We start from the raw sequence: 21,198 nt of genomic DNA on the forward strand, positions 1-21,198 counted from the left end.
TTGACCAGGTCGCGTGACGCGCTCGCCGTCAAGGCGACCTGGGGCAGGGGGCTCGAGAGACGCCCAGTTGGGAATGGCCTGCAAGCGCTGCTCCTCCGTCGTTCGATTCGGTGGGCTCAGTCACGCCTCGGCGGATTGGGATATGGCCGGCACAGCGTCCTCGGATGGTGCGTGCACAGCCGCTGCCCGCGCGGTCAACGCACCAGTTGGATGCGCGGGGCCGCGAGGCCGATGCCGTGCTCCGCGAGCAGCTCGAGCGCCCGCGTCTGGTAGGCGTCACCGATGGTGTACTGGCTTCCGTAGTCGGTGACGAAGTTGATCATCTTGAGGGTGGTCCAGGACTCCGTCGTCTCGATGATCAAGGGGACGGGCGCGGGTTCGGGGACCACCCCCTTCGTCTCCAGCGCGGCCTGCGTGAGGAGCTTCTTCACGAGCGCGAGGTCCGCGTCGAGCGGCACGCGGAAGACGTGCCCGCGCACGAAGGGGCGCTCTCGACCCGAGAAGTTCAGCACGAGTCCTTGCGCCATCGTCTTGTTCGGGATGGTGATGAGCTCTTCACTGACCGCGAGCAGCAGCGAGGCGCGCCACGAGACTTCGAGCACCTGACCACTGATGCGCTCCGTGCCCGTGCGCACCTCGATCCAGTCGCCCAGCCGGAACGGGCGGTCGAGCTGAAGCGAGATGCCCGCGAAGAGCTGCCCCAGCGTGTCTTGCAGCGCGAGGCCCAGCACCACGGACACCACTGCCGAGGTCGCGAGCAGGGACGCGACCTCGATGAGGAAGACGGCGTGCAGGAGCGCGCCGAAGAGCACCGCCGCGGCCACCAGGGTCGCGATGTCGACCAGGAGCACCGGCACGCCTTCGCGCTCGCTGTGCGCGAACAGCCACTGGAAGACGAAGACGCGCGCGACCCGCAGGAGCATGTTCATCCATCCCACGACGGCGATGAAGCCCGCGCCGATGACCAGCCACTCCGCGGCATCGCTCCACACCAGCGCCCGACTGGCGAGCCAGAGCATGACGGACAGCCCCAGCGCGTTTCTCAGGGCATGGAGCTGCGACGCCATCAGGCGCCGCCGCGACGGATTCCACCGCCGCCGCTGGACCACGCTCACGAGCCACGCCACGAGCGAGAGCGCGGTGATGACGAGGAGGATGTGCCAGCGCGTGAACTCCAGGATCCTGTCGAGCAGCGAGGGGCCGAGCACCATGACGGCGCGTCACCAGGACGCCACGAGGGCGCCCTTGAACGTCCGCTCGATGAAGGCCCGCACCTCGGGCGAGTGGTAGGTCTCCACGAGCACCTTCACGTCGGGTCGCCCCGCCTCGCCCGCCCGCACGGCGATGATGTTGGCGTACGGGGACCGGGGTGATTCGCGCAGCAGGCCCTTGAAGGGATCGAGCCCCGCCTCGAGCGCGTAGTTGGTGTTGATGATGGCCAGGTCGACGTCGCCGAGCGCCCGGGCGAGCTGGGCCGCGTCAAGCTCCCTGAGCTGGTATTCGCCGCGCGTCCATTCCACGTCGAGCGGCGTCACGTTGGCATCCTGGACCTTGCGCAGGCGGAGGAGCCCCGCGTCCTCCAGCAGCTTGAGCGCGCGCGCGCCGTTGGTCGGGTCGTTCGGGATCGCCAGGACCGCGCCCTTGGGCAGTGCGTCGAGGCTCGAATGGCGAGAGCTGTACGCCGCGATGGGGAACGTGACCGTGGTCCCCACGACGTCGAACCGATACCCACGGTCCTTCTGCTGCTGCTCCAGGTACGGGAGGTGTTGGAAGCTGTTGGCGTCGAGGCTGCCATCCGCGAGCGCCGCGTTCGGCTGAACGTAGTCGGAGAACTCCACGACCTTCACGCGCACGCCACGCTTCAGCGCTTCGGCGGCGACGACCTCCATGATCTGCGCGTGGGGGCCGGAGGTGACGCCGACACGCAGCGGTTTCTCGGTTTCTTTCGTGCAGCCGTTCGACGTGAGCGCCACGGTCAGCAAGAGCCCTACGGAGAACAGCATGACAGACGCCATTTGCTTCATCATGGAAGACGGGCTCCTTGCGCGGACCGCCGTGAGAGTCGGTGAGGGTGGAAAAGACAAGGTGTTCCGCCGTCAGGGCGTGCGTGCGCCCCTGGCGGCGCGATGGGCGAGCCGGTCTCCGACCCACTGAATGGCGTTCACCAGCAGCATGAGCACGAGCACGACGACCGCCATCACCACGGGCTGGAAGCGCTGGTAGCCGTAGCGGATTCCGAGGTCCCCCAGGCCTCCGCCCCCCACCGCGCCCGCCATGGCCGACGAGCCCACGAGGCTCACCACCATCACCGTGGTGGCCGTCACCAGTCCGGGCACGGCCTCCGGTAACAGGACGCGCGTGACGATCTGCCAGCGGCTCGCGCCGAACGACCGCGCCGCTTCGATGGCCGCCGGATCGACCTGACGCAGCGCCTCTTCGTAGAGGCGCGCGACGAAGGGCGCGGCGGCGAGGGCGAGCGGCACGATGGCGGCGGTGGTGCCGATGCTGGTGCCCACAAGCCACCGCGTCAGCGGGATCACCGACACCAGCAGGATGATGAAAGGCACCGAGCGCGTGGCGTTGACGACGAGGCCCAGGGCCCGGTGCGCCGCCCCGTGGGGGGCCAGATGGCCCGGTCCGGTGACGAGCAGCAAGAGCCCCAGCGGGAGCCCCATGGCCACGGCGATCGTCGACGACGCTCCCACCATGAAGAGCGTCTCGAGCAGCGCTGACACCAGGGCTTCACGCAGCGGAGCGGACATGGCCGACGACCTCGACAGGGATGGTCTGCTGTTCGAACGCGGCGATGGCTTCCTGGATGACCGCGGGCGCGCCGTGGACCAGCAGCGAGAGCGAGCCCGTCGAGTGGCCTCGCGTGGACTCGATGTTGGCGCCGACGACGTCGACGTGCAGTTGCGGGTAGCGGAAGAGCATCTGGAAGATGGTGCTGGTCGCGTCGGTCGACGAGATGGCGAAGGTCAGCAGCGTCGACGGCCCCACGCCGGCATGTCGGCGGGCCTCATCCACGAGGTGATGGGGGAGCTTCATCTGGGCCTCCGGAGTCAACAGGCGCCGGCCGGCCGCGGAGCGGGGCTGCGCGAGGAACTGGGTGATGGGCGTGAGCTCGCTCAGTGCGCCGCCGTCGAGGACGGCGACGACATCCGCCAGCGCGCGCACCAGCTCGAGCTGATGGGTGACGAAGACGAGGGTGAGGTTCAGCTCCTTCGACAGCTCGTCCAGCAGCGCCACGACGTGCCGCGCGGTCTCCGCGTCGAGCGCGGACGTCGGCTCATCGCACAGGAGCACGCGTGGGGAGTGCGCGAGCGCCCGGGCGATGCCGACGCGCTGTCGCTGCCCCCCGGAGAGCTGCGCGGGATACGCGTCGGCCTTGTCGAGGAGCCGCACGCGCTCCAGGAGCGAGTCGACGCGCTGGGAGATCTTCGCGCGCGGGACCCCCGCGAGCTCGAGCGGCAGCGCGACGTTCTCCCGGATGGTGCGGCGGTGGAGCAGCGCGAAGTGCTGGAAGATCATCCCGATGTGGTGACGGGCGAGCGTGAGCTCCTTGTGGCCGAGCGAGGTCAACACCTGCCCATCGACCTCGACCGAGCCGTGCGTGGGCCGCACCAACAGGTTCAAGCAGCGCAGCAGCGTCGACTTGCCCGCGCCGCTCTCTCCGACGATGGCCAGCCGCTCCGCCTGTCGAAGCTCGAAGCTCACGTCGCGCAGCGCGACAACGCGCTGGCGGTCCGACGTGTAGGTGCAGCCCAGCCCCTGGACACGGAGCACGGGGTGCGATGCACCAAGAGAACGACCTGGAACGGACATGCACGAACTCGGGTTTCGGGGCTCGAGTCGCCGCATCGGGGGCGACCACGAATGCCGTGAATGGGGTCAGGTGAACGCGAGCGCGCTCAACAACACCGACACCAATCGCGGGCGAAACCGGGCTTCATGATGGTTCAGTGCGGTAACACGGATGATTTTCCGCCGTCAAGCGTGGGCCAGATTCGCGTGAGACGAAGGGCTCGACGACGCCATGGGGGAGGAGTGGAGGCAGGCGGCCGGGCGGGGGTTGCCGCGGAGCCCCACCGGCCCCGCGTATGGGACCTCCCAGCAACACACTGGGAGGCCCGCAAGGAACGGGACCGCGGGAGCAGCGGGCTACTGGATGCGCGCCTCCACGAGCTGCTGGACTCGCTCGTGGTACTCATTGATGTGGTACTCCTCCTTCAGCTCGCTCAGCTCGGCGTTGAGGGAGCTCTCCTGCTCCTGTGTCCAGTTGACAGTGCTGGCGCCGAGTTGGAGGACCCGCCCCATGCTGGGCGATGCGCATTCGCAGACGCGCAGGTTCGTGTTGACCAACCAGTTGGTGTTGGGGTCATTGACGTAGAGGTTGACGAGCCTCATGCATTCGGCGGGAGTGGCCGCGGCGACGGTCATCCAGTTGTGAGGCAGCGACTGGGTGGTCACTACGGCGTCCCACAGCTGAAGGTAGGCCCTACAGTTGCCGGAGAACTCCGGGTTGGGATTGGTGCCCGTTCCACCGCCGTAGATGGTGACAACCCCAGTCGCGGCTCCAGGCTGCGCTCCGCTGATATTGGCGTGAACGGTCGCGGCGAAGCCCAGGGCGAGACAGGCGCCCGCGAAGATTCCAAGAGACTTCTTCATTTGTATTTCCTTCAGGTGAACGGCCAAACCCTGCTCACAAGGCAGGCCGGGAGTTGGCGCACGCGTTGTGCACGGTGCATGCCATCAGCGCCGCGCCTGGCGTCACGAGGCCGCCCTTCACCAGAAGTAACCCGCGATGTCACAATCCGTGTTTTCTTGTGACACTGGGAGCAACAGGTGGACGTGACGATGGGGGCTATTGCACGAGGGGGCGGTGCGCGAGCTGGAGGATTTCGTCCTCGGCCAGTTGCTCTGTCTTGATGATGTTCCGGTCCGCCTTGAGCTGCTCCACCTGCCCTTCGCGCAGGACGTGGAACTGGCCCATCTTCTGGGGCGGCAGCCGCACGGACGCATCCACCCGCGCATCGGCGAACATCGGCTTGAGCTTCTTGAGGGCGACTTCTTCCTTCACACGCCCCGCGAACCAGGTGCGCACGTTGTCGCGGCACTTGTAGTCGAGGTCACCCGGGCTCTGCGTCGCGAGCATCACCCCGATGCCCGCGGAGCGTGCGCGCCGGAGCAGGTTCTCCATGGGCTGCTTCGTCGAAGGACTGCTCATCGCTGGCAGGTAGATGTCCGCTTCATCGAAGAGCAGCACCGCCTGGAGCTTCGGCGACGGGTGCTGACTGGCCCAGCGGTTCGCTTCCACCAGGAGCTGCGACACCCAGAAGAGCGAGCCCTGCAATCCACCGAGGAACTTGGTGCTGATGATCGTCAGACGGGTCTTGCCTGGCACTCGCGAGGCGCCTTGGCCCAGCAGTTCGCTCATGTCGAGCTTCTCTCCCTGGGGGGAGAGCAGGGCCTGGGCATTGAGCCGCAGCGTCGCGAGATCCTGGGCCAGCTTGGTGAAGACCTTGTCATCCAACCCATGGGCCTCCTGAACGAGCGTGATGTCCTGGCCCGCGACGAAGCGCTGGATGAGGTCCAGGGTGATTTCCTTCCCGGAGGGCCGCTGCACCAACAGCCGCAGTGCCTGTGCCAGCAGCGCCTTTGAGGCCCGGTCCCGGGGGCTGTTCTTGTACTCCATCATGCTGGCGATGGCGTCCGCCGCCTGCTGGATGACCTGATCGCGCTCCTCCGGAGGAAGCTTGTCGAGCCCCCCGGGCACCACCGGAAGCGCGAGCGTCCGTCCGTCCGAACGGCCCGGTGTGAAGAGCGCCACGTCCACGCGCTCCCGCAGCAGCCGCCGGCGCTCCACCATCACCGGGTCGTCCAGCTCCTCCTCCCAGGCCTCTTCCCGCGCGTACGCGGCGAGGTCGCCCTTGCGGTCGACGAGCAGCGCGGGGATGCCTTGAATCACCAGCTGCTCGATGAGGTTCAGCGCCAGGGTCGTCTTGCCACTGCCTGGACCGCCGAGGAACGCGCTGTGCTTCGTCAGTTCGTCTGGATTCACGTAGACGGTGTTGGAGAAGACGCCTTCGGACACGCCCAGACGCATCTGTCCCTTGGGCGCTTCCACCGTCTTCGGCTTGGACGTGACCGGTCCCGACTGCGCGGGCTTGGGCGGCAGGATGGAGCTCGCAGGAGAGACCTTCCACTCCGTGTCCCCGTCGGAAAGGACGGGCTCGTTCGCGTCGGAGGGCTTGGGGGCGACAACGGGCGCGGGCGGCGTGACCGGGACTGCGGTGGGAAGGTTCTTCTCCAGGGAGAGCACATCCGTGATGCCCTGGAGGCGCGTCACGGGGCGCGAAGCGCGGCTCCACCCGAGGAACACCGGCTCCTCATACTGCTTGCGGAACGCCTGCAACGCGAGCAGCTCACGCAGGTCACTGGGGCCCACCACCGCCCGCCGTCCTCCTTTGCGCATCAGGGCGGTGGTCTGATCCTCCACCAACGTGCCCAGGCTGTTCGGGAAGTCGGTGGTGCGGACCAGCACGGGCAGCTTGCCTGCGGCGGTCTTCAGGGCGTTCGCCATCTGGCGGCCCAGATGCCCGCCACGCGAGGAGTGGTTGCAGAGCGTGACGAAGAGCTGCGCGTTGCCCGGCTGCACCGTGACGTCGAGTGACTCCTCGTCGCGAGCCTTCACCTTGAAGCGGGTGGCTCCCCCCAGTTCATCCGCGCTGACCTCGATGGCCCAGGCCAGAAGCGAGGCGATCTCCGAGTCCTGCTTGGGCACCTGCTTCTTGAAGTTGGCCTTGAAGTCCGTCCACGCCTGATCCAGGTCCAGGACCGGTGCGGGGGGCTGCACGGGGGGAGGTTGCGTCGGCGGGTGCTGCCCCTTCTCAGGCAGCGGAAACACCGCCGGGAGCTTGCCGTCCTGGACGGCCTGCTCGCGGTAGCGATGGCAGGCGTTCAGGATGTCACGCGTCCGCTGGCCGCTGAGCGGCTCAAAGCCGCTGGCCGGGATGGGGTACGTGGGCTGCGAGGGGTCGAACGCGATGCCCTTCTGCTCATACAGGGACTTCAGTCTCCGGGCGGCGATGTCCCGCGCGGCCTGCGCGGTGACGTTGATCGCCAACTCCACCGGCTCGGGATTCCGTTCGATGCGGTCCGTCATCGCGCGATTGAGCTTCGTGCGCATGGCGGTCCAAAAGTCCGTGAGACACACCACCACGATGGCGGACGGGACCTGCCCCGCGAGCGCGACCAGACAGCCCATGGCGCGGCGGAATGAAGGCTCCATCTGGGGCTTCTGCTCGAAGTCGTTCATGTCCTCCACTTGATCGACACAGAGGACCATGGCCTGTCCGAAGATGCCCATGAGCAGGCCCAGCTGGATGAGCATCCTGCTGGGGGCCTCGTCGGAAGAGCGCGGCACCAGGTTGCCGATGATGGCCCGGTCCTCGGGCGACATCTCCTCGCAGCGCAGCCACTGGACGATGCGGTGATGGAAGCGGGCTTCGCGGCGCTGGAGGCAGAGCAGCGCGCGCAGGAGGTTGACGTCGATCTGCCGGAAGTCCGGATCCGAATGCAGATCATCCGCGACCGCCCGGATGTTGCCGTGGAGGTCCGCGTCGTCCAGCACGTCCTCTCCCGGGATGTGGGCCGCGAAGATGTTCTTGCAGCGGTCCAGCACGGCCTTCGACAGGAGCATCAAGCCCGTCTCTTCGACGTGGCCATGGTCGTACGGCTTCTCCAGGGAGTCGATGAACTCCGACAGGATGTAGCGGTCGTAGTGCGTCACATCGACCGTCATCGGCAGGTAGCCGACGTAGCCCTTGTGCTGCTCATGCACGCTGTTGCGGAAGGCCCGCACCAGGTGGGTCTTGCCGCTGCCGGAGTCTCCCTTCAAGAGGAGGATCTTCCCGGAGTCTGGAGCTGGCAGCTGGGTCGCGCGCTTCAAGAGCTTCTCGAACGCCGCGCGCGCCGGAGCGTTGAGCGAGGGCACGTCGAACGGGTCACGCTTCCACAGGGTCTGGCCCTGCTGGACGCTGTTGAAGATCTCGTGACCCTCGGAGAGGAACGCTTCGAGACGGGCGTCTTTGGCCATGGGGGAGCTCCAGAGGGTTCAGGCTAGAGGACGACGAAATGGAAGCTGGCGCCGTACGAGCGCACTTCGGACTCGGCTACGTCCCGGGGATCCATCACGGCCAGGAGATCCGCCCGGCCCAACGAGAGGTGATGCGCGCGGTTGGCTTCAATCAATGCCGCGTCGAACGCCGCGCGGCTGGCCCACTCGGGCTGCAAGGCCCTCCACACATGGGAGATGAAGACCTTGTTGTCGCCGAACCGGCCCGTGGACGAGGTCCGGGCCACGTCCAGGACGCGCTTGGCGAAGGACGCCGCATCCGTGGGCAGGGATTCGCTCCGAGCCTCCTTGCGCAGGGGCTTTGGGGCCTCCTTCGGTGGTGTCTTCTCTCCTTCCTTCAACACCCACTCGCGCAGGGCCGCCAGCCGCACCACCTCCGCATCCACGCGGGATGCGCCCACGGCTCGCGCGGCCAGCTGCTCCAGGCCCCGCTTCGGATGGCTGACCTCCTGTCCCAGGAGCTTGCCCAGCAGGTGTGCCTTCACCGCGGCGAGGGTGAGCTTCTCCTCCGTCTCCACGCCCAGCTCCCGCCACAGCAGCCGGTCCTCGACCTGCGTCAGTGTCGGTGTCTCCGGCCCCGGGACCTGGTGCGCCCGCTTGAGCAGCAGCGCCCGCACGCCGTCCGCGTCCGCCAGCCGTCCCAGCGCCGCCTTGGAGTTCGGCAGGCCCAAGCTTTTCGCCAGCAGGTGCTGCTGCTTCACCCGCTTCCACGTCAGCCCCTTGGGTGAATCCACCCGCAGGAACTTCAGCGCGCGCTGGCGCCCCGGGCCCGTCAGCGCCAGGGCCGCGCGGCCTCGTGGCTCCACGAGCTTGCCGTCCAGCAAGCCGGCCAGCAGCGAGTCGAACCGCTCGCTCCACTCACCACGGCTCCAGCGGTGCTCCACGAAAGCATGCAGCGTCTTCGCCAGCGCGGCGCGCGTCCCCGGGCTCTTCTCCGTCCGCGTCGCGAGCCAGGCCAGGGCCAGTCCCTGGAGTCGGGTGTCAGGGGTCTCGGTATCCATGTCAGGGCGTCCTTCCGGCAAGCTCTCGCCTGCGGGCTTCAATCAACGTGTCGAGGGTGTGGAGGATGTGCTCCAGCCGAGACAGCACGTCCGTCGCGAGCAGCCGGTAGACCCAGTAGCCCGCGCGCTGCAGGTCCAGGTCCTTGCGCCGGTCGCGGCGGAACCGCTCCGGGTCCTGGAAGTGGAAGTAGCCGTCGATCTCCACCGCGATGCGCAGCTCGCGGCTCAGGAGGTCCACCTCCCAGGAGCGCTTGTCTCCGGCGTCAAGCCGGGCGTTCAGCGCGAAGAGGCCCGCCGTGGTCGCGTGCTCCTCCAGCCGGTCGCGCAGGTACGCCTCCGCCTTGCTCCGGGCCCGGTCCGCGGAGGACTCCCCCGCGCCCGTGAGCACCGCCAGCGCGACCTCCGCCGCGCGGGCCCGCTGGGCCTCCGGTGCCCCCGCCTGCTCCAGCTTCCGGAGCGCTTCCACCGCCCCTCGCGCCCCGGACGCCGCCTCCGGCACCTCCAGCCGGCCCTCGCGTACCAGCGCCTTCAGCTGCGTCTCCGGCCCCGCGAGGAACGCCTCCAGCGCCTCGGTGGACACGACGCACGCCACCGCGAGCGCGGGCACCGCGTTGCTCAACACGCGCGCCACCTGGAGCCCCCGGAGCGACGGCGCCACCCCCGCGGGCACTCGCACCACCGGCGCGTTTCCCGGGGGCACGAGCGCATGCAAGGCCTTCAGCCCCGTGGCCACGTTCTTCGCCAGCGCCGCGCGCACCGCTTCCGGCAGCGCCCCCGGCGCCGTGGCCTCCCGCTCAATGACAAGCGTCCGGCACAGCGCCCACGTCGCCTCTGGCAACATCGCGGGAGGTGGCAGCGCGTCCAGCAGCACGCGCCTCTCGTGGGCTGTCTTTCCAGCGAACGTCGGCGTGCGCCGAGGGGCCGACGCCGTCAGGCTGAACGTCGCCAGCGCCTCCGCGTCCGCTCCCAGGTCCCGGGCCGCCGCCAGCGCCTGGGCCCAGCCCAGCGCCGCGGTGTGCGGATCCTCCCCGGAGACCTCCACCACTGTCTGGCCATGCCGCGCGGCCCACTGGTTCCAGAGGGCGCTCCCCGGCTCCACCGGCCCTTCCAACACGCTCAGGGTCGCGATGCCTTCCGTCCGGCGCCGGGCCTGACGGTCCAACGCATCCAGCAGCGCGACCTCTCCCTCCCGTGCCAAGCCCTACCCCCCGGGAGTGGTATGGCTTCACCGCCCCTCGTGAGCAAAAGCCTGCTCCCATGGGTCGGGTGCTGACAAGACCCCCAAAAGAGGTATGGCGTTTGGGAGGGAATGGACCCGGGTGGGTCTGAAAGGCTTTACCGCCCCGCGTCCTCCAGCGACTCCCGACTCAGCAGCACCCCCAGCCCCGCCGCCGCGAGCGCCGACACCATGCCCGTCAGGAAGGGGGCCTGGGTGCTCCAGGACGCATACATCCAGCCGCTCGCGACAGGGCCCACCGTGCGGGCCAGCCCCCCGCACGACTGCGCCAGACCCAGCACGGCGCCCTGCTGCGCCGGGGGGGCGACCTGCGAGGCCAGGCTCGAAATCAGCGGCTGCAGGAAGCCCATCCCCGCGCCCACCAGCACCACGGAGGCCATCATGGGAATCGCCTGCTGCGACACCGCGAGCCCCACCATGCCGCCCGCCAGGATGAGCGCCCCGGTGATGAGCAGCCGGAACTCGCCCACGGCGCGCGCCAGCGGACCAATCAGTCCCCCCTGGATGATGAGCCCCAGTCCGCCCACCACCGCGAACGTGTAGCCCACTTCCTTGGAACCCCAGCCCAGCCGCGCCTGCACCAGCAGCGCGAACGCCACCTGGAGCGTGGTCATGGCCAGGAACACCGCGAAGAACAACCCCAGCACCATCCCCAAGGCCTTGCGCCGGGGCGAGTCCTGCAACGCGGACCAGCGCGTCTGGGCCTTCGCCGCCACGCGCAGCTCCGCCGGGTGCGTCTCCGGCATGGCCACCAGCGCGCCCGCGAAGCCCACCAGCGCCAACCCTCCGGCCAGCAGCGGCGGCACCCACGCGCCCAGGCCGGAGAACAGCCCGCCCAGCGTGGGCCCCAACACCATGCCCAGCCCGATGCCCGCGCCAATGCGGCCCATCGCCTTGGCGCGCGTCTGCTTCGTCGTCACGTCCGCGAGCGCCGCCTGACACGCGGCGATGTTGCCGGACGTCGCCCCCGCCAGGATGCGCGAGGCGAACAGCAAGGGCAGCATCCGTTCGAAGCTGGCCAGCGCGAACAACCCCATGGCCACCGCGTTCGCCAGCAGGCTCAGCAGGATGACCGCCCGCCGCCCATGCCGGTCCGAGTACCGCCCGAGCAGCGGCGTCGCCAGCAGCTGCGTGAGGCTGAAGCACCCCAGCAGGATGCCCACTGTGCGCGCCGAGCCGCCCATGGACTGCACGTAGAAGGGCAGCATCGGGATGACGATGCCGAAGCCCACCAGGTCCAGGAACACGGTGAGGAACACCACCGCTTCCACCCGGCGCACGAGGCCGGGCGTGGCCTGGGCGGCCGCGCCCACGCTCGCGGTCTCAGCCGCCATGGCCCGCCCGGTCCACCGGCAGCGCGTCCGCGTACGCGCGCAGGATGCGGCCCTCGTCGTAGGTGGCCTGGAAGCCCGTGGCCTCCAGGAAGCGCTTGTTGTCCACCACGATGGGGTAGCGCAGGTGGTCCGTCGCGCCCACCGACAGCCGGGGGAAGCCCGCCCGCCCCATCAGCACCGAGAGGAGCGCCGACGGCAGCGGCACCGGCGTGCGGCCCGTGCCCTTGATGATGACCGACAGCGGCACGGGCGGCGGCCCCGCGACGTTGAAGATGCCGCGCACCTTCTTCTCCAGCGCCAGTTGCAGCGCCGTCACCACGTCCTCCTCCTGGAGCATGTGGAAGAGCGGGTCGTAGCCCAGCACCATCGGCACGCGCTTGCCGCGCAGCAGGTTCGCGAGCGTGCCCGTGCCCGGCGTGCCCAGCGTGTACACGAGCCGCAGCACCGCGGTGGTGACGTCCGGCATGCGCCACAGCGCCGTCGCCGCGTACAGGTCCGCGGCCACCAGGTCCGCCAGCTCCGGGATGGCCTCCAGCGCGCGCGGCGGCTCGTCCTCGGAGTGGTACAGCGGCGAGTCCGGCGCCGCCCCGTAGAACGTGTGCCGGCCCACGAAGAGCACCTGCTTCACGCCGTGCGTCGCGCAGTGGTCGAACAGCGCCTTGGTGCCGTCCAGGTTGATGCGGCCCCGCTCGCCGCCCGGCACGGTGAACGCCGTCACCGTGGCCATGTGCACCACCGCCTCCGGCTTCCAGCGGCGGAAGACGTCCTCCGCGGCGCGCTTGCGCACGTCCACCGGGTGGACCTCGATGCCCTTCGGCGCGTCCCGCCACGGGCGGATGTCGATGCCCGCGACCTGATGGCCGCTGTCGCGCAGGCGCAGGGCCAGCCTCCGCGCGATGCCTCCGGAGATGCCTGGAATCAACACCCTCATGGCAACAGCCTCCGGGTCCGGCGCAGGTGGCGCTCGGCGCGGTTGTCCTCGATGAGCCGCTGGATGCTGGCCTTCACTTGGTCCACATAGCCCTGGATGACGTGGTCCTCCTCGTCGCCCGTGCCCTCGAAGACGAGCGGCGGGCCGTAGTGGATCTCCAGCCCCACCGGCAGCGGCAGCGGCAGCAGGTACGGCGTCAGCGGGACGTACGGGACGCCCAGCAGCTTGCCCAGCGCGTACGCGTTGGTCACGGTGGGGATGGCCGCGCCGCCGCCCAGGAACGCGAAGGGGATGATGGGCGAGCGCGTCTGGAGCGCCAGCCGGATGAAGCCCGTGCCGAAGTCCACCAGCGAATAGCGCTCCGTGTAGAGCTTCGCGGTGCCCCGGGCGCCCTCCGGGAAGATCATCAGCAGCCGGTCGTCCTCCAGCAGGCGCACGGCGTGCTCGGGCAGGCCGGTGAACTGGCCGGTGCGGCTGGCCCACAGCGAGGCCACCGGGAACTTGTGGATGAAGCGCTCCAACATGCCCTGCGCCAGCCGGGGCGGGTCCATCTCCAGCAGGGTGGAGGTGAGCACCATCATCCCGTCCACGGCGACGCCGCCGGAGTGGTTGCCCACCAGCATGCCCCGGCCCGTCTTCGGGATGTGTTGCACGCCCGTGCAGCGCACCCGGAAGTAGTTCCGGTAGAGGAAGGCGAAGAACTCCAGCGCCAGCTTCAGGTGCTTCTTGGAGATGCCGTACGGGTCGACACCGTATTCGTTGAAGGGCAGCTGCAACCGCTCCACCCGCTCTGACAGTGACTCGCTCTGGGGCACGGGCGCACCGTAGCACCGCGCGTGCGCTTTGCACGGGGGGCCCGCGTCCCCCATTGTTCGGCCGGTGGGCGCCCGGATGGGATGGGGCCCTTCGGACGAGGCAGGCGCGATGGCGGTGCAGTCGTGGACGGGAATGCTGGAGGGGGTGCTCGCCTGGGCGAAGGCGCTCCCAGAGGGGCTGTCCGCCCAGGTCGCGGTGGACGTGTCCGGACGGCGGGTGCGGCTGGCGCACACGCGGGTGGAGGCGCTGTCGCGCGGCGTCCTGCGCAACGTGAAGGGGCTGGAGCTGCGCTCCTGGGGCACCACTCCCACCGTGTATGACCTGCGCCTCGACGTGCGGGGCTGGAAGCTGCGGGTGGAGACCACCCCCCAGCGCGTGGAGCTGGCCCTGGGGCGCTACACGCTGTGGCTGTCCACGCCGGGGCGGGTGGAGCTGGAGGAGTCGCCCGGCGCGTCGTCGCTGCTGATGGGGGCGCTGCGCACGGGCGCCGGCAGGGCCGCGCTCAAGGCGCTGGCCCAGAAGCTGTTGCCGCCGACGCTGGCCTGGGATGGGCAGGTGCTCCGGGTGGAGGGCCGGCTGCCGAAGGAGGGGGCGCTGGCGGCCCGCCTCTTCGAAGCCTCCGCCCTGCGGATGCGCGCGGAGCACGCGCCCGAGGGGCTGTGGCTGTCCGCGGACGAGTGGCCGGGGCTGCTGGACCTGCTCCAGGCCGCGCTGGGCCCGGACTCGAAGGCGCCGCCCGCGTGAGCTTCTAGCGGCCCTCGCCGTCCCACACGTTGGCGCGCCCCTCCAGGGGGCCCCGCTGCGGGCGGACGATGCAGAAGCGCTGCCCGGTGGGGGACTCCATCACCCACCAGCGCTGCACGTAGGCGATGCGCCGGGCGCCCAGCGCCTCAAGCCGCTCCAGCTCCGCGTCCAGGTCATCCGACTCGATGTCCAGGTGGATGCGGCTCTCGTGCCCCACCTGCTGGATGAGCAGCATCGGTTCGTCGGCGCGGACCTCCAGCTCCCGGTACGTGGGCGAGTCCGGCTCCGCCGGCTTCAGCGCCCGCCCCAGCGCCGCGCTCCAGAACCGCGCGGCGGCGTCGAGATCCTCCACCTTGCAGTCGATGACGAACGTGCTGAGTCGGCTGTGGTGCATGACGGCTCCTGGAAGTGTTGGGCGGTGGGGGGATGCCCGTTGAGGGGGAGCCAGGGATACACCGAAAAGCAGGGGGTGGGTATGGCGGAGTGGAAGGGGAGGGGGCCCGCCTGGGGGCCGGCCCTGGCGCGTTCCGGTGACCGGGGCCACGGGCTTCGCGGGGGCGGAGTCGAGGGCACCAGCGCATGGCCTGGAGAAGGACGCTGTGCGCGGCTGGGCGGCGCGCTCCCTGCCTCCCTCTGAGAAATTGTTACGTGCCCTGCGAGCCTCCCGGATGTTCCGCACCGGACCTGCCTGGGCGCGGCGGGAGCCCCGAAGGGCGGAGGCGTCCCCGGGACGAAACAATCACAGACAGGGGTGTGTGAAATGGATGATTCAATACGTGAAAAAGCAGCCTTCCCGGTCGTTGGTGGTGAGGGGGGGCGCTAGGTTCTGGCACCCCCATTCCAAGGAGTGTCACATGAAGCTGCGCAGCCGCTCCCCCTCACCATCGCCCTCATTCTCGAGCCCCTCGCCGTCCCCTTCGCCGGCCGCGAGCGGCGCTTCGTCGCCCGGCCGTGGCAGCCTGAAGCGGGCGCGCGAGGACGATGGGACCGCGCCTTCCCCGGAGCTGGCCAAGCGGCCCCGGCAGGAATCCGAGGGCTCCAGCGTGGAGGGGCGGACCCGGCCCCAGAACGCCTATGACCGGGCCTCGAAGCGGACCCGTGAGAAGACGCGCCTCGAGGAGGACAGCTTCAAGAGCCAGACCTCCAACATGAGCCGCAGGAACAAGACGGAGAACGCGGGCACCTACTCGACGCCCTTCGGCCCGGTGACGGTGGCCAAGGGCAACAACCGCGACCCGGCCAACTTCATCATGACCCGGAAGGACAACTACGACGGCAACGCCGTGGGAAACGAGTACGCGAAGATGGCCAAGGCCCTGGTGCCTCCGGGCACCGACGAGAAGGGCGTCGCGAAGGACCTGCTCAAGGCCTCCAGGAGCAAGGAGGTCTTCCGCGACTTGAAGGAGCATCAAGGGGATGCCTCGAAGCTCCAGCACCACTTCCCGAACATCCAGACCCCGGCCCAGCGCAACGCCGCGAGCAAGTTCCTGACGGCCACCCACCTGTCGGAGGAGCAGCGGGCCGGCGGCAGCGCCAAGAACGCCCGCGCCACGCTGGAGCTCATCAGCACGGGCAAGTCCTCCTTCCAAGAGGGCTTCGGCAAGAAGCAGCCCACGTTCGGCATGGCGGATCGGGCGGACTACTACCGGCACCACTACGACGTGGGCGAGGTGAAGAACGCGAAGAAGACGGACACCACCGCGCCCCACCACAAGGACAAGGTGGAGGGCGCCTACTCCGACAGCAGCGACGGGGAGTAGCCCCTGGGCGTGCGGGGGCGCGTTCCGCGCGAGGTGTGCCCCCGCCACGCCTGCTCGGCTCAGTTGGGAAGCGCGAGCAACTTGTCGAGCGCCGCGTAGCTCTGGTTGAGGCCCTCCTCCATCCCGGACTGGGCCATCCCCTGGAGGTCCTCGGCGGTGTGGAACAGCGACACGGTGACGAGCTTCGTGCGGCCGTCGCCCAGGTCCTCCAGGGTCATCGTCTCCACCACGACGTGGCCGGGCGCGCCGTCCCACTCGAAGGTCTGCTCGATGCGCTCCGGGGGCTTCACCTCGCGGTAGCGGCCCTCGAAGCCGTGCGTGCCGTCCGGCGTGTGCTCCACGAAGCGCCAGTGCCCACCGCGCTGGATGTCCATGCGCTCGACGACGAGCTTGTTGCCCCGGCCCCACCACTGCGCGACGAGCGCGGGGTCGGTCATCGCCTTCCACACCCGCTCCCGGGGCGCGTTGAAGATGCGCTCGATGCGAAGCTCCCGGTCGGAGGGCTGTGTCACCAGGGCCTTGGGCGAAGTCGCGATTCGGGTCGTCATGGCGTTCCTTTCGTGCGCTCGAGGAAGTCCTCGAGGTGATCCAGGCGCTGCTCCAGCTGGTTCCGGTAGGACGTCAGCCACTTCGTCACGTCCTCCAACCGCCGCGGGCCCAGCCGGCAGTGGCGCACCCGCCCGACCTTCTCCGTCGTGACGAGGCCCGCTTCCTCGAGGACGCGCACGTGCTTCTGCAGCCCGGTGAGCGTCATCGCGAAGTGCTCGGACAGGCTGCCGACGGACGCACCCGCCCCTCCCAGTCGCAACAGGATGGCCCGGCGCGTCGGGTCCGACAGCGCGGCGAAGGAACGGTCGAGCGCGGCTTGAGACTGAACCATTTGGTTCAGTGATAGGCCTTGAAGGACGCGGCGTCAAGTCCCCCTGGTGGGGCGCGCGAGGGGGCTCCCCTGGCAGGGGAGCCAGCGGGGGGCGGCTACTTCCGCGTGCCGCCGTCCGGCTTCGACATGCCGCGGACGAACAGGGAGTCGATGCCGTGGATGCGCAGCGAGACGAAGTCGTCCGCGGTGGCGTTCGTGTAGCCCAGGTCGCGCATCTCCTTGACGAACTCGGGCGTGACGCCGTGGATGCGCATGGCCGTGAAGCCCTCCGCGTCCACGTCCTTGAAGCCCAGGCCGCGCATCGCCTTGACGAACTCCGCCGTGACGCCGTGGATGCGCATGGACACGAGGCCGTCCGCGTCCTGGCCCTTGAAGCCCAGGCCGCGCATCTCGCGGATGAAGTCCGGCGTCACGCCGTGGATGCTCATGGACAGCAGCGAGTCCAGGGGAAGGCCCTTGAAGCCCATGGTGGCCAGCGCCTGGATGCGCTCGGGCGTCACGCCGTGGATGCGGGACTGGACGGTCTCGTCCAGGGACAGCTTCGGATAGCCCGCGGCCGCGAGCGCACGGACGTACTCCGGGGTGACCGCGAAGAGGCCCACCTGGATGAGGTCATGCAGGGTGGTGATCTTCTGGCCCAAGGCCGCGAGCCCCTGGATGCGCTGGGGGCCCGCGTCGAGCGCGGCCAGCAGTTGCTGCTCCCGCGCGTTGGGGCGCGCGATGCCCAGGTCCGCCAGCTTCTTCACGTAGCCTGTGTCGGGGGTGAAGCGCCAGGTGCCCACGCCCTGTCCGTCCGCGAAGCGGCCCTCGAAGTCGAAGGTGCCCGCCTCGCGCACCAGCTTGAACGGGGCGCTGGCGCCGTCCGCGGTGGACAACCCCTGGAAGGCGGTGAACGGCGCGGAGAAGCCCGACTGGGAGCCGGGGTCGTCCTTCGGATGCAACGACAGGTGGAGCTCCTTCTCCCGCACCGCCGCGACCCAGGCGCCGGTGTCGGAGGCGTTGGCGGCGAGGACGGGAAGGGCGAAGAGCACCACCAACGCGGTGAGCCACGGTGAGAGGCGGGACGTCATGACAGCGACTCCTTTTCGGGCAAGGCGCGGCCCGCACGCGCGCTCGGGGAGCAGCGCGCGGTGGGGGCCGCGTGGGAGGGATGGGGGGATTACTTCCGGGGCTTCTGCATGCGGCGGATGAAGTCCGCGTCGATGCCGCTGGTGCGCAGGCGCACCAGGTCATCCACCGTGGAGGGCTTCAGGCCCGCCGCTTCCAGTTCGCGGATGTAGCTGGAGGTGACGCCCACCGCGCGCAGGCCGCTGGCTTCCTCCAGGTCCTGGACACGGAAGCCAGCGGCCTTCAGGTCGTTGAGCCACGCGGCGTCGATGCCCAGCGCCTTCGCGCTCATCAACTCGTCGGCGTCCGCCTTCGCGAAGCCCAGGGCGGCCATCTGGCCCAGCCATTCCGGGGTGATGCCCAGGTGCTTCATGCTCACCAACTGGTCGGCGGGCAGCGCCCGGCCGAAGCGGGCCGCCATGGCCTTCGCGTACTCCGGCGTGATGCCCGCGTGGCGGAACGCGACCAGCGTGTCCACGGTGGGCACGTAGCCCATGGCGGCGATCTGGTCGACCACCTCCGGCGTGACCCCCGCGATCTTCAGCGCGACCAGTTGATCCACCGTGAGGGGGTCCACGCCCACGCGCGTCGTCTCGTCATCGGCCTCCGCGCTCGCCGCCTTCGCGCTGGCTGCCACCTTCGGAGCAGGAGCAGGAGCAGGAGCAGGAGCAGGAGCAGGAGCAGGAGCAGGAGCGGGAGCAGGAGCAGGAGCAGGAGCAGGAGCAGGAGCAGGAGCGGGAGCGGGAGCGGGAGCCGGGCGGGCCACTGGGGCCGGCGCCGCGGCGACGCGTGGGGACATGGCGCCGGCCGGAGTCATCGCGACCGTGGACGGGTGCGTGTTGGCGGCGGGCGCGGGCGGCGCGGCGGGGTCACGCGGGTGGACCGAGCTGGCCATCGCCGGCGGGGTGCCGGCCACGTCGCGGGTGACGGGCTTCCTCTCGGATTCCTTCGAGTTCTGCACGGCGAGCGCGGTGAGCGGCATCGCCAGCGCGAGGCTGCTGGCCAGCGTGACGATGGAGACCCCCGCCGCCCAGCGCGACGAGCACCGCGACTTGGGTGGCACCACCAGCCGCCGCACGCGGTCCTTCAGCGAACCTCCCAGCGCGGACAGCGCGGGGCCCTGCGCCTCCATCCCTTGCAGCCGCAGCGCCGCCAGGGCCGTGAGCGCACGGGCGTAGGGGAGGGCGCCAGGGCCATGCTTCACGGCGAGGTCGTCACAGCAGTTCTCCCGCTCCACGCGGATGACCTGGGACATCCACCACACGGCCGGGTGGTAGAAGAGCAGCGTCTCCACCAGCGTCTGCGCCACGTTCACCACGAAGTCGTGACGGCGGATGTGGGCCAGCTCGTGGGCGAGCACCAGCTCCAGCTCCCGCACGGCCAGCCCGGTGAGCGTGGCGGTGGGGACCAGCACCACCGGCTTCAGCCAGCCCAGCGTGGACGGCACATCCACGTTCGACGACACCAGCAGGCGCACCGGACGCGTGAGGTTCATCCGCCGGGCCAGCGCCTCCAGTCGCTCCTGCCACTCCCACGATGCGTGCACCGCCGCGTCCACCTGCCGGCGCAGCCCCACCCATCCCTTCAAGAGCCGCAGCGACGACGCCGCGACCCCCATCCCCCACGCGAGCACCAGCCAGGGCAGGTGCTCACCCACCTGCTCCAGCATCCCCTCCAGCGGCGGCAGCGACGCCGTCCCCGTCACCGGGGCACGCGCCACCTGCTCCGTGCGCGTGAGGGTCACCGTGGCCGTGAACGGGGTCGCGGTCCGCCGGACGGACACCGTGCGCACCGGCCGGACCTCCTTCGCGCGCGAGGCGTGCCGCAACGCCGTGGCCACCGGCAGCGCCAGCATGATGCCCAGCGCACCGCACGCCAGCGCGTAGCGCAGGTTCGCCGAACGCCGGCCCACCCACCGCAGCGCCAGGGCCAGCGCCGCCGCGACGAGCGCGCCCTGCCACACGAGGTGCAGGAGCGCCCAGCCCACCGACTCCAGGACAAGACCGTTCATCACTCCGCCTCCTGCTCGAGCGAATCCAGCAGCTGGCGCAGCTCCGCCAGCTCCTCCGGGGACGTCTTCTTCGAGGACAGCGCCTGCAGGGCGAGCCGCGCCGGGGAGCCGCCGAAGACGCGGTCCACCAGGTCGGTGACCAGCTGCTGCTGCGTGCTCTCCCGGGGGAGCCGGGTGCTGTAGACGTGCGCCCGCTGCGACTCGTCGCGCGTCACCAGCCCCTTCTCCGTCATGATCTGCAGCGTCTTCAGCACGGTGGTGTAGCCGCTCCCGTCCTGAAGCGTCTCGTGGACCTCGCGCACCGTGCGCGCCCCCTGGTCCCACAGCACCCGCAGGATGGCCAGCTCGGCATCCGTGGGGCGCGGCAGCTTTCCTCGGCTCATGGCGTCCTCACTCCTCGGTTCTGACGACGGATTAGTTATACGAACAATTTCGTAGATGTCAACGAAGCCCTTCGTAGTTCAAGCGGGAGGCGCGGCACCGTCCTGATGTGGGGCGATGCACGGGAGACGGGAACCTCCAGGAATCCCGCTTGCGCTCACATGCAGGGTCCGACTACGGGCAGCCGTCGAAGCCGAACTTCCGTGCGCGAGGGCCAGGGCCCCGCGCCCGATGACTCCGAGGCAGCCATGAACTGGAAGCGTTCGCGGTATCCGGCCGGTGCCGTCGTCGCCGTGCTGATGGTGGGCTGTGGGGGCGCTGACTCCCAGGAGGACGCCAGCGCCTTCACCGTGTCCCGGGCGGGCCTGACGGACGCGAACGCGGTGCGCCCGAACGCGGTGGTGGCGCGCTCCGGCGTGCGCGGCGTCCCCGACGACGTGGACCTGCTCAACGACGTGACGGACCCGGTGCAGCCGGACTTCGACGCGACGTACGTGGAGGGCAACGGCTCCAGCAGCTCCGTGGACTTCGCCTACCCGGCCCTCGGCGCGAGCGACGTGCTGGTGACCCAGGTCAACGTGAAGTACTTCATGCGCAACGCCAGCTGCACCGCGCCGCTCATGTGCGGCCAGGGTGGCAGCGTGCTGCTGCGCGGCGACGCGGTCCTCGCGCGGTCGACGGTGACGCACAACCTGCCGGACATGACGCAGGGCTGGTATCTCTTCAACGACACGTACACCCTGTCGCCCGCCGTGCCGCTGTCGCAGCTGCGCACCCGCGTCACGATGACGTGGCCCGGGCGCTCCACCTTCGGCATGCGACTGTCGACCGTGGCGGCGGACTTCCGGTACTAGGAGAC

Annotated in this window: 20 protein-coding genes; 3 read left to right on the top strand and 17 right to left on the bottom strand. The window is 69.8% G+C overall.

The features are described 5' to 3' along the window. Window positions 1-194: 194 nt before the first annotated feature. From FOF48_RS03435 to FOF48_RS03485, 11 genes are all read right to left on the bottom strand, one after another. Window positions 195-1,211, bottom strand: a complete 1,017-nt coding sequence (locus FOF48_RS03435) for a mechanosensitive ion channel family protein (protein WP_143898673.1) — start codon at window positions 1,209-1,211, stop codon at window positions 195-197. 9 nt (window positions 1,212-1,220) lie between these two features. Beyond that, entirely contained in the window at window positions 1,221-2,027 is an 807-nt protein-coding gene (locus FOF48_RS03440) for a MetQ/NlpA family ABC transporter substrate-binding protein (protein ID WP_143898674.1), read from the bottom strand. Window positions 2,028-2,096: 69 nt separating this feature from the next. After that, complete coding sequence (locus tag FOF48_RS03445) at window positions 2,097-2,762, bottom strand: methionine ABC transporter permease (protein ID WP_143898675.1); 666 nt, start codon at window positions 2,760-2,762, stop codon at window positions 2,097-2,099. Then, window positions 2,743-3,786, bottom strand: a complete 1,044-nt coding sequence (locus FOF48_RS03450) for a methionine ABC transporter ATP-binding protein (RefSeq protein ID WP_255441845.1) — start codon at window positions 3,784-3,786, stop codon at window positions 2,743-2,745. Before FOF48_RS03450 ends, FOF48_RS03445 begins: the two co-directional genes overlap by 20 nt. Window positions 3,787-4,161: 375 nt before the next feature. Further along, window positions 4,162-4,668, bottom strand: a complete 507-nt coding sequence (locus FOF48_RS03455) for a hypothetical protein (protein WP_143898677.1) — start codon at window positions 4,666-4,668, stop codon at window positions 4,162-4,164. A 196-nt stretch (window positions 4,669-4,864) separates the two neighbouring features. Continuing rightward, window positions 4,865-8,098 (bottom strand): helicase HerA domain-containing protein, encoded by a 3,234-nt coding sequence (locus tag FOF48_RS03460; RefSeq protein ID WP_143898678.1) that lies wholly within the window; start codon window positions 8,096-8,098, stop codon window positions 4,865-4,867. A gap of 23 nt (window positions 8,099-8,121) precedes the next feature. Next, entirely contained in the window at window positions 8,122-9,138 is a 1,017-nt protein-coding gene (locus FOF48_RS03465; protein ID WP_143898679.1) for a hypothetical protein, read from the bottom strand. 1 nt (window position 9,139) lies between these two features. After that, window positions 9,140-10,336, bottom strand: coding sequence for an endonuclease domain-containing protein (locus tag FOF48_RS37485; RefSeq protein ID WP_143898680.1), 1,197 nt, complete (start codon window positions 10,334-10,336; stop codon window positions 9,140-9,142). 137 nt (window positions 10,337-10,473) lie between these two features. Next, window positions 10,474-11,709: an MFS transporter gene (locus FOF48_RS03475; RefSeq protein ID WP_143898681.1), complete on the bottom strand. Its 1,236-nt coding sequence runs from the start codon at window positions 11,707-11,709 to the stop codon at window positions 10,474-10,476. Beyond that, entirely contained in the window at window positions 11,699-12,640 is a 942-nt protein-coding gene (locus tag FOF48_RS03480; RefSeq protein WP_143898682.1) for an SDR family oxidoreductase, read from the bottom strand. The genes FOF48_RS03475 and FOF48_RS03480 overlap by 11 nt, the downstream gene beginning before the upstream one ends. Beyond that, window positions 12,637-13,509 carry a lysophospholipid acyltransferase family protein gene (locus tag FOF48_RS03485; RefSeq protein ID WP_235685307.1) on the bottom strand — a complete coding sequence of 291 codons (873 nt, stop codon included), beginning with the start codon at window positions 13,507-13,509 and terminating at the stop codon, window positions 12,637-12,639. The genes FOF48_RS03480 and FOF48_RS03485 overlap by 4 nt, the downstream gene beginning before the upstream one ends. A gap of 55 nt (window positions 13,510-13,564) precedes the next feature. On the opposite strand from FOF48_RS03485, the gene FOF48_RS03490 reads away from it, so the two are divergent. Continuing rightward, window positions 13,565-14,200 carry a hypothetical protein gene (locus FOF48_RS03490; RefSeq protein ID WP_143898684.1) on the top strand — a complete coding sequence of 212 codons (636 nt, stop codon included), beginning with the start codon at window positions 13,565-13,567 and terminating at the stop codon, window positions 14,198-14,200. Between the two features lie 4 nt (window positions 14,201-14,204). Here FOF48_RS03490 and FOF48_RS03495 read toward each other — a convergent pair whose 3' ends face one another. Continuing rightward, window positions 14,205-14,594, bottom strand: coding sequence for a VOC family protein (locus tag FOF48_RS03495; protein WP_143898685.1), 390 nt, complete (start codon window positions 14,592-14,594; stop codon window positions 14,205-14,207). Between the two features lie 460 nt (window positions 14,595-15,054). Here FOF48_RS03495 and FOF48_RS03500 point away from each other — a divergent pair, with 460 nt between their 5' ends. Continuing rightward, on the top strand, window positions 15,055-15,960 hold the full coding sequence (locus FOF48_RS03500) for a hypothetical protein (RefSeq protein ID WP_143898686.1): 906 nt from the start codon (window positions 15,055-15,057) through the stop codon (window positions 15,958-15,960). 59 nt (window positions 15,961-16,019) lie between these two features. On the opposite strand, the gene FOF48_RS03505 is transcribed toward FOF48_RS03500, so the two are convergent. The 5 genes from FOF48_RS03505 to FOF48_RS03525 all read right to left on the bottom strand — a co-directional run bounded on the left by FOF48_RS03505 (window position 16,020) and on the right by FOF48_RS03525 (window position 20,341). Then, window positions 16,020-16,508: an SRPBCC family protein gene (locus tag FOF48_RS03505; RefSeq protein WP_143898687.1), complete on the bottom strand. Its 489-nt coding sequence runs from the start codon at window positions 16,506-16,508 to the stop codon at window positions 16,020-16,022. After that, entirely contained in the window at window positions 16,505-16,840 is a 336-nt protein-coding gene (locus FOF48_RS03510; RefSeq protein ID WP_143898688.1) for a helix-turn-helix transcriptional regulator, read from the bottom strand. Before FOF48_RS03510 ends, FOF48_RS03505 begins: the two co-directional genes overlap by 4 nt. Window positions 16,841-16,935: 95 nt before the next feature. Beyond that, window positions 16,936-17,910 carry a 4-hydroxy-3-methylbut-2-enyl diphosphate reductase gene (locus FOF48_RS03515; RefSeq protein WP_143898689.1) on the bottom strand — a complete coding sequence of 325 codons (975 nt, stop codon included), beginning with the start codon at window positions 17,908-17,910 and terminating at the stop codon, window positions 16,936-16,938. An 89-nt stretch (window positions 17,911-17,999) separates the two neighbouring features. Next, window positions 18,000-19,958: a M56 family metallopeptidase gene (locus FOF48_RS03520; protein WP_143898690.1), complete on the bottom strand. Its 1,959-nt coding sequence runs from the start codon at window positions 19,956-19,958 to the stop codon at window positions 18,000-18,002. Beyond that, a complete protein-coding gene (locus FOF48_RS03525; protein ID WP_143898691.1) occupies window positions 19,958-20,341 on the bottom strand; it encodes a BlaI/MecI/CopY family transcriptional regulator in 384 nt (127 codons plus the stop codon). The genes FOF48_RS03520 and FOF48_RS03525 overlap by 1 nt, the downstream gene beginning before the upstream one ends. Window positions 20,342-20,587: 246 nt before the next feature. Between FOF48_RS03525 and FOF48_RS03530 the strand changes: the two genes are divergently transcribed. Beyond that, the gene (locus tag FOF48_RS03530; protein ID WP_143898692.1) at window positions 20,588-21,193 is read left to right on the top strand and encodes a hypothetical protein; all 606 of its coding nucleotides are present in this window, start codon (window positions 20,588-20,590) and stop codon (window positions 21,191-21,193) included. The last annotated feature ends 5 nt before the right edge of the window (window positions 21,194-21,198 follow it).

Origin of the sequence: Corallococcus sp. Z5C101001, assembly GCF_007352635.1 — a bacterium.
GTDB classification, from domain to species: domain Bacteria; phylum Myxococcota; class Myxococcia; order Myxococcales; family Myxococcaceae; genus Corallococcus; species Corallococcus silvisoli.

Bases quoted from the DNA above. Each gene is read 5' to 3' on its own strand.
- FOF48_RS03495 (WP_143898685.1), bottom strand. From the start codon at position 14,594: ATGCACCACAGCCGACTCAGCACGTTCGTCATCGACTGCAAGGTGGAG.
- FOF48_RS03445 (WP_143898675.1), bottom strand. From the start codon at position 2,762: ATGTCCGCTCCGCTGCGTGAAGCCCTGGTGTCAGCGCTGCTCGAGACG.
- FOF48_RS03520 (WP_143898690.1), bottom strand. From the start codon at position 19,958: ATGAACGGTCTTGTCCTGGAGTCGGTGGGCTGGGCGCTCCTGCACCTC.
- FOF48_RS03475 (WP_143898681.1), bottom strand. From the start codon at position 11,709: ATGGCGGCTGAGACCGCGAGCGTGGGCGCGGCCGCCCAGGCCACGCCC.
- FOF48_RS03465 (WP_143898679.1), bottom strand. From the start codon at position 9,138: ATGGATACCGAGACCCCTGACACCCGACTCCAGGGACTGGCCCTGGCC.
- FOF48_RS03530 (WP_143898692.1), top strand. From the start codon at position 20,588: ATGAACTGGAAGCGTTCGCGGTATCCGGCCGGTGCCGTCGTCGCCGTG.
- FOF48_RS03440 (WP_143898674.1), bottom strand. From the start codon at position 2,027: ATGATGAAGCAAATGGCGTCTGTCATGCTGTTCTCCGTAGGGCTCTTG.
- FOF48_RS03435 (WP_143898673.1), bottom strand. From the start codon at position 1,211: ATGGTGCTCGGCCCCTCGCTGCTCGACAGGATCCTGGAGTTCACGCGC.
- FOF48_RS03480 (WP_143898682.1), bottom strand. From the start codon at position 12,640: ATGAGGGTGTTGATTCCAGGCATCTCCGGAGGCATCGCGCGGAGGCTG.
- FOF48_RS03510 (WP_143898688.1), bottom strand. From the start codon at position 16,840: ATGGTTCAGTCTCAAGCCGCGCTCGACCGTTCCTTCGCCGCGCTGTCG.
- FOF48_RS03455 (WP_143898677.1), bottom strand. From the start codon at position 4,668: ATGAAGAAGTCTCTTGGAATCTTCGCGGGCGCCTGTCTCGCCCTGGGC.
- FOF48_RS03505 (WP_143898687.1), bottom strand. From the start codon at position 16,508: ATGACGACCCGAATCGCGACTTCGCCCAAGGCCCTGGTGACACAGCCC.
- FOF48_RS03490 (WP_143898684.1), top strand. From the start codon at position 13,565: ATGGCGGTGCAGTCGTGGACGGGAATGCTGGAGGGGGTGCTCGCCTGG.
- FOF48_RS03485 (WP_235685307.1), bottom strand. From the start codon at position 13,509: ATGGGGGACGCGGGCCCCCCGTGCAAAGCGCACGCGCGGTGCTACGGT.
- FOF48_RS03515 (WP_143898689.1), bottom strand. From the start codon at position 17,910: ATGACGTCCCGCCTCTCACCGTGGCTCACCGCGTTGGTGGTGCTCTTC.
- FOF48_RS03500 (WP_143898686.1), top strand. From the start codon at position 15,055: ATGAAGCTGCGCAGCCGCTCCCCCTCACCATCGCCCTCATTCTCGAGC.
- FOF48_RS03460 (WP_143898678.1), bottom strand. From the start codon at position 8,098: ATGGCCAAAGACGCCCGTCTCGAAGCGTTCCTCTCCGAGGGTCACGAG.
- FOF48_RS03525 (WP_143898691.1), bottom strand. From the start codon at position 20,341: ATGAGCCGAGGAAAGCTGCCGCGCCCCACGGATGCCGAGCTGGCCATC.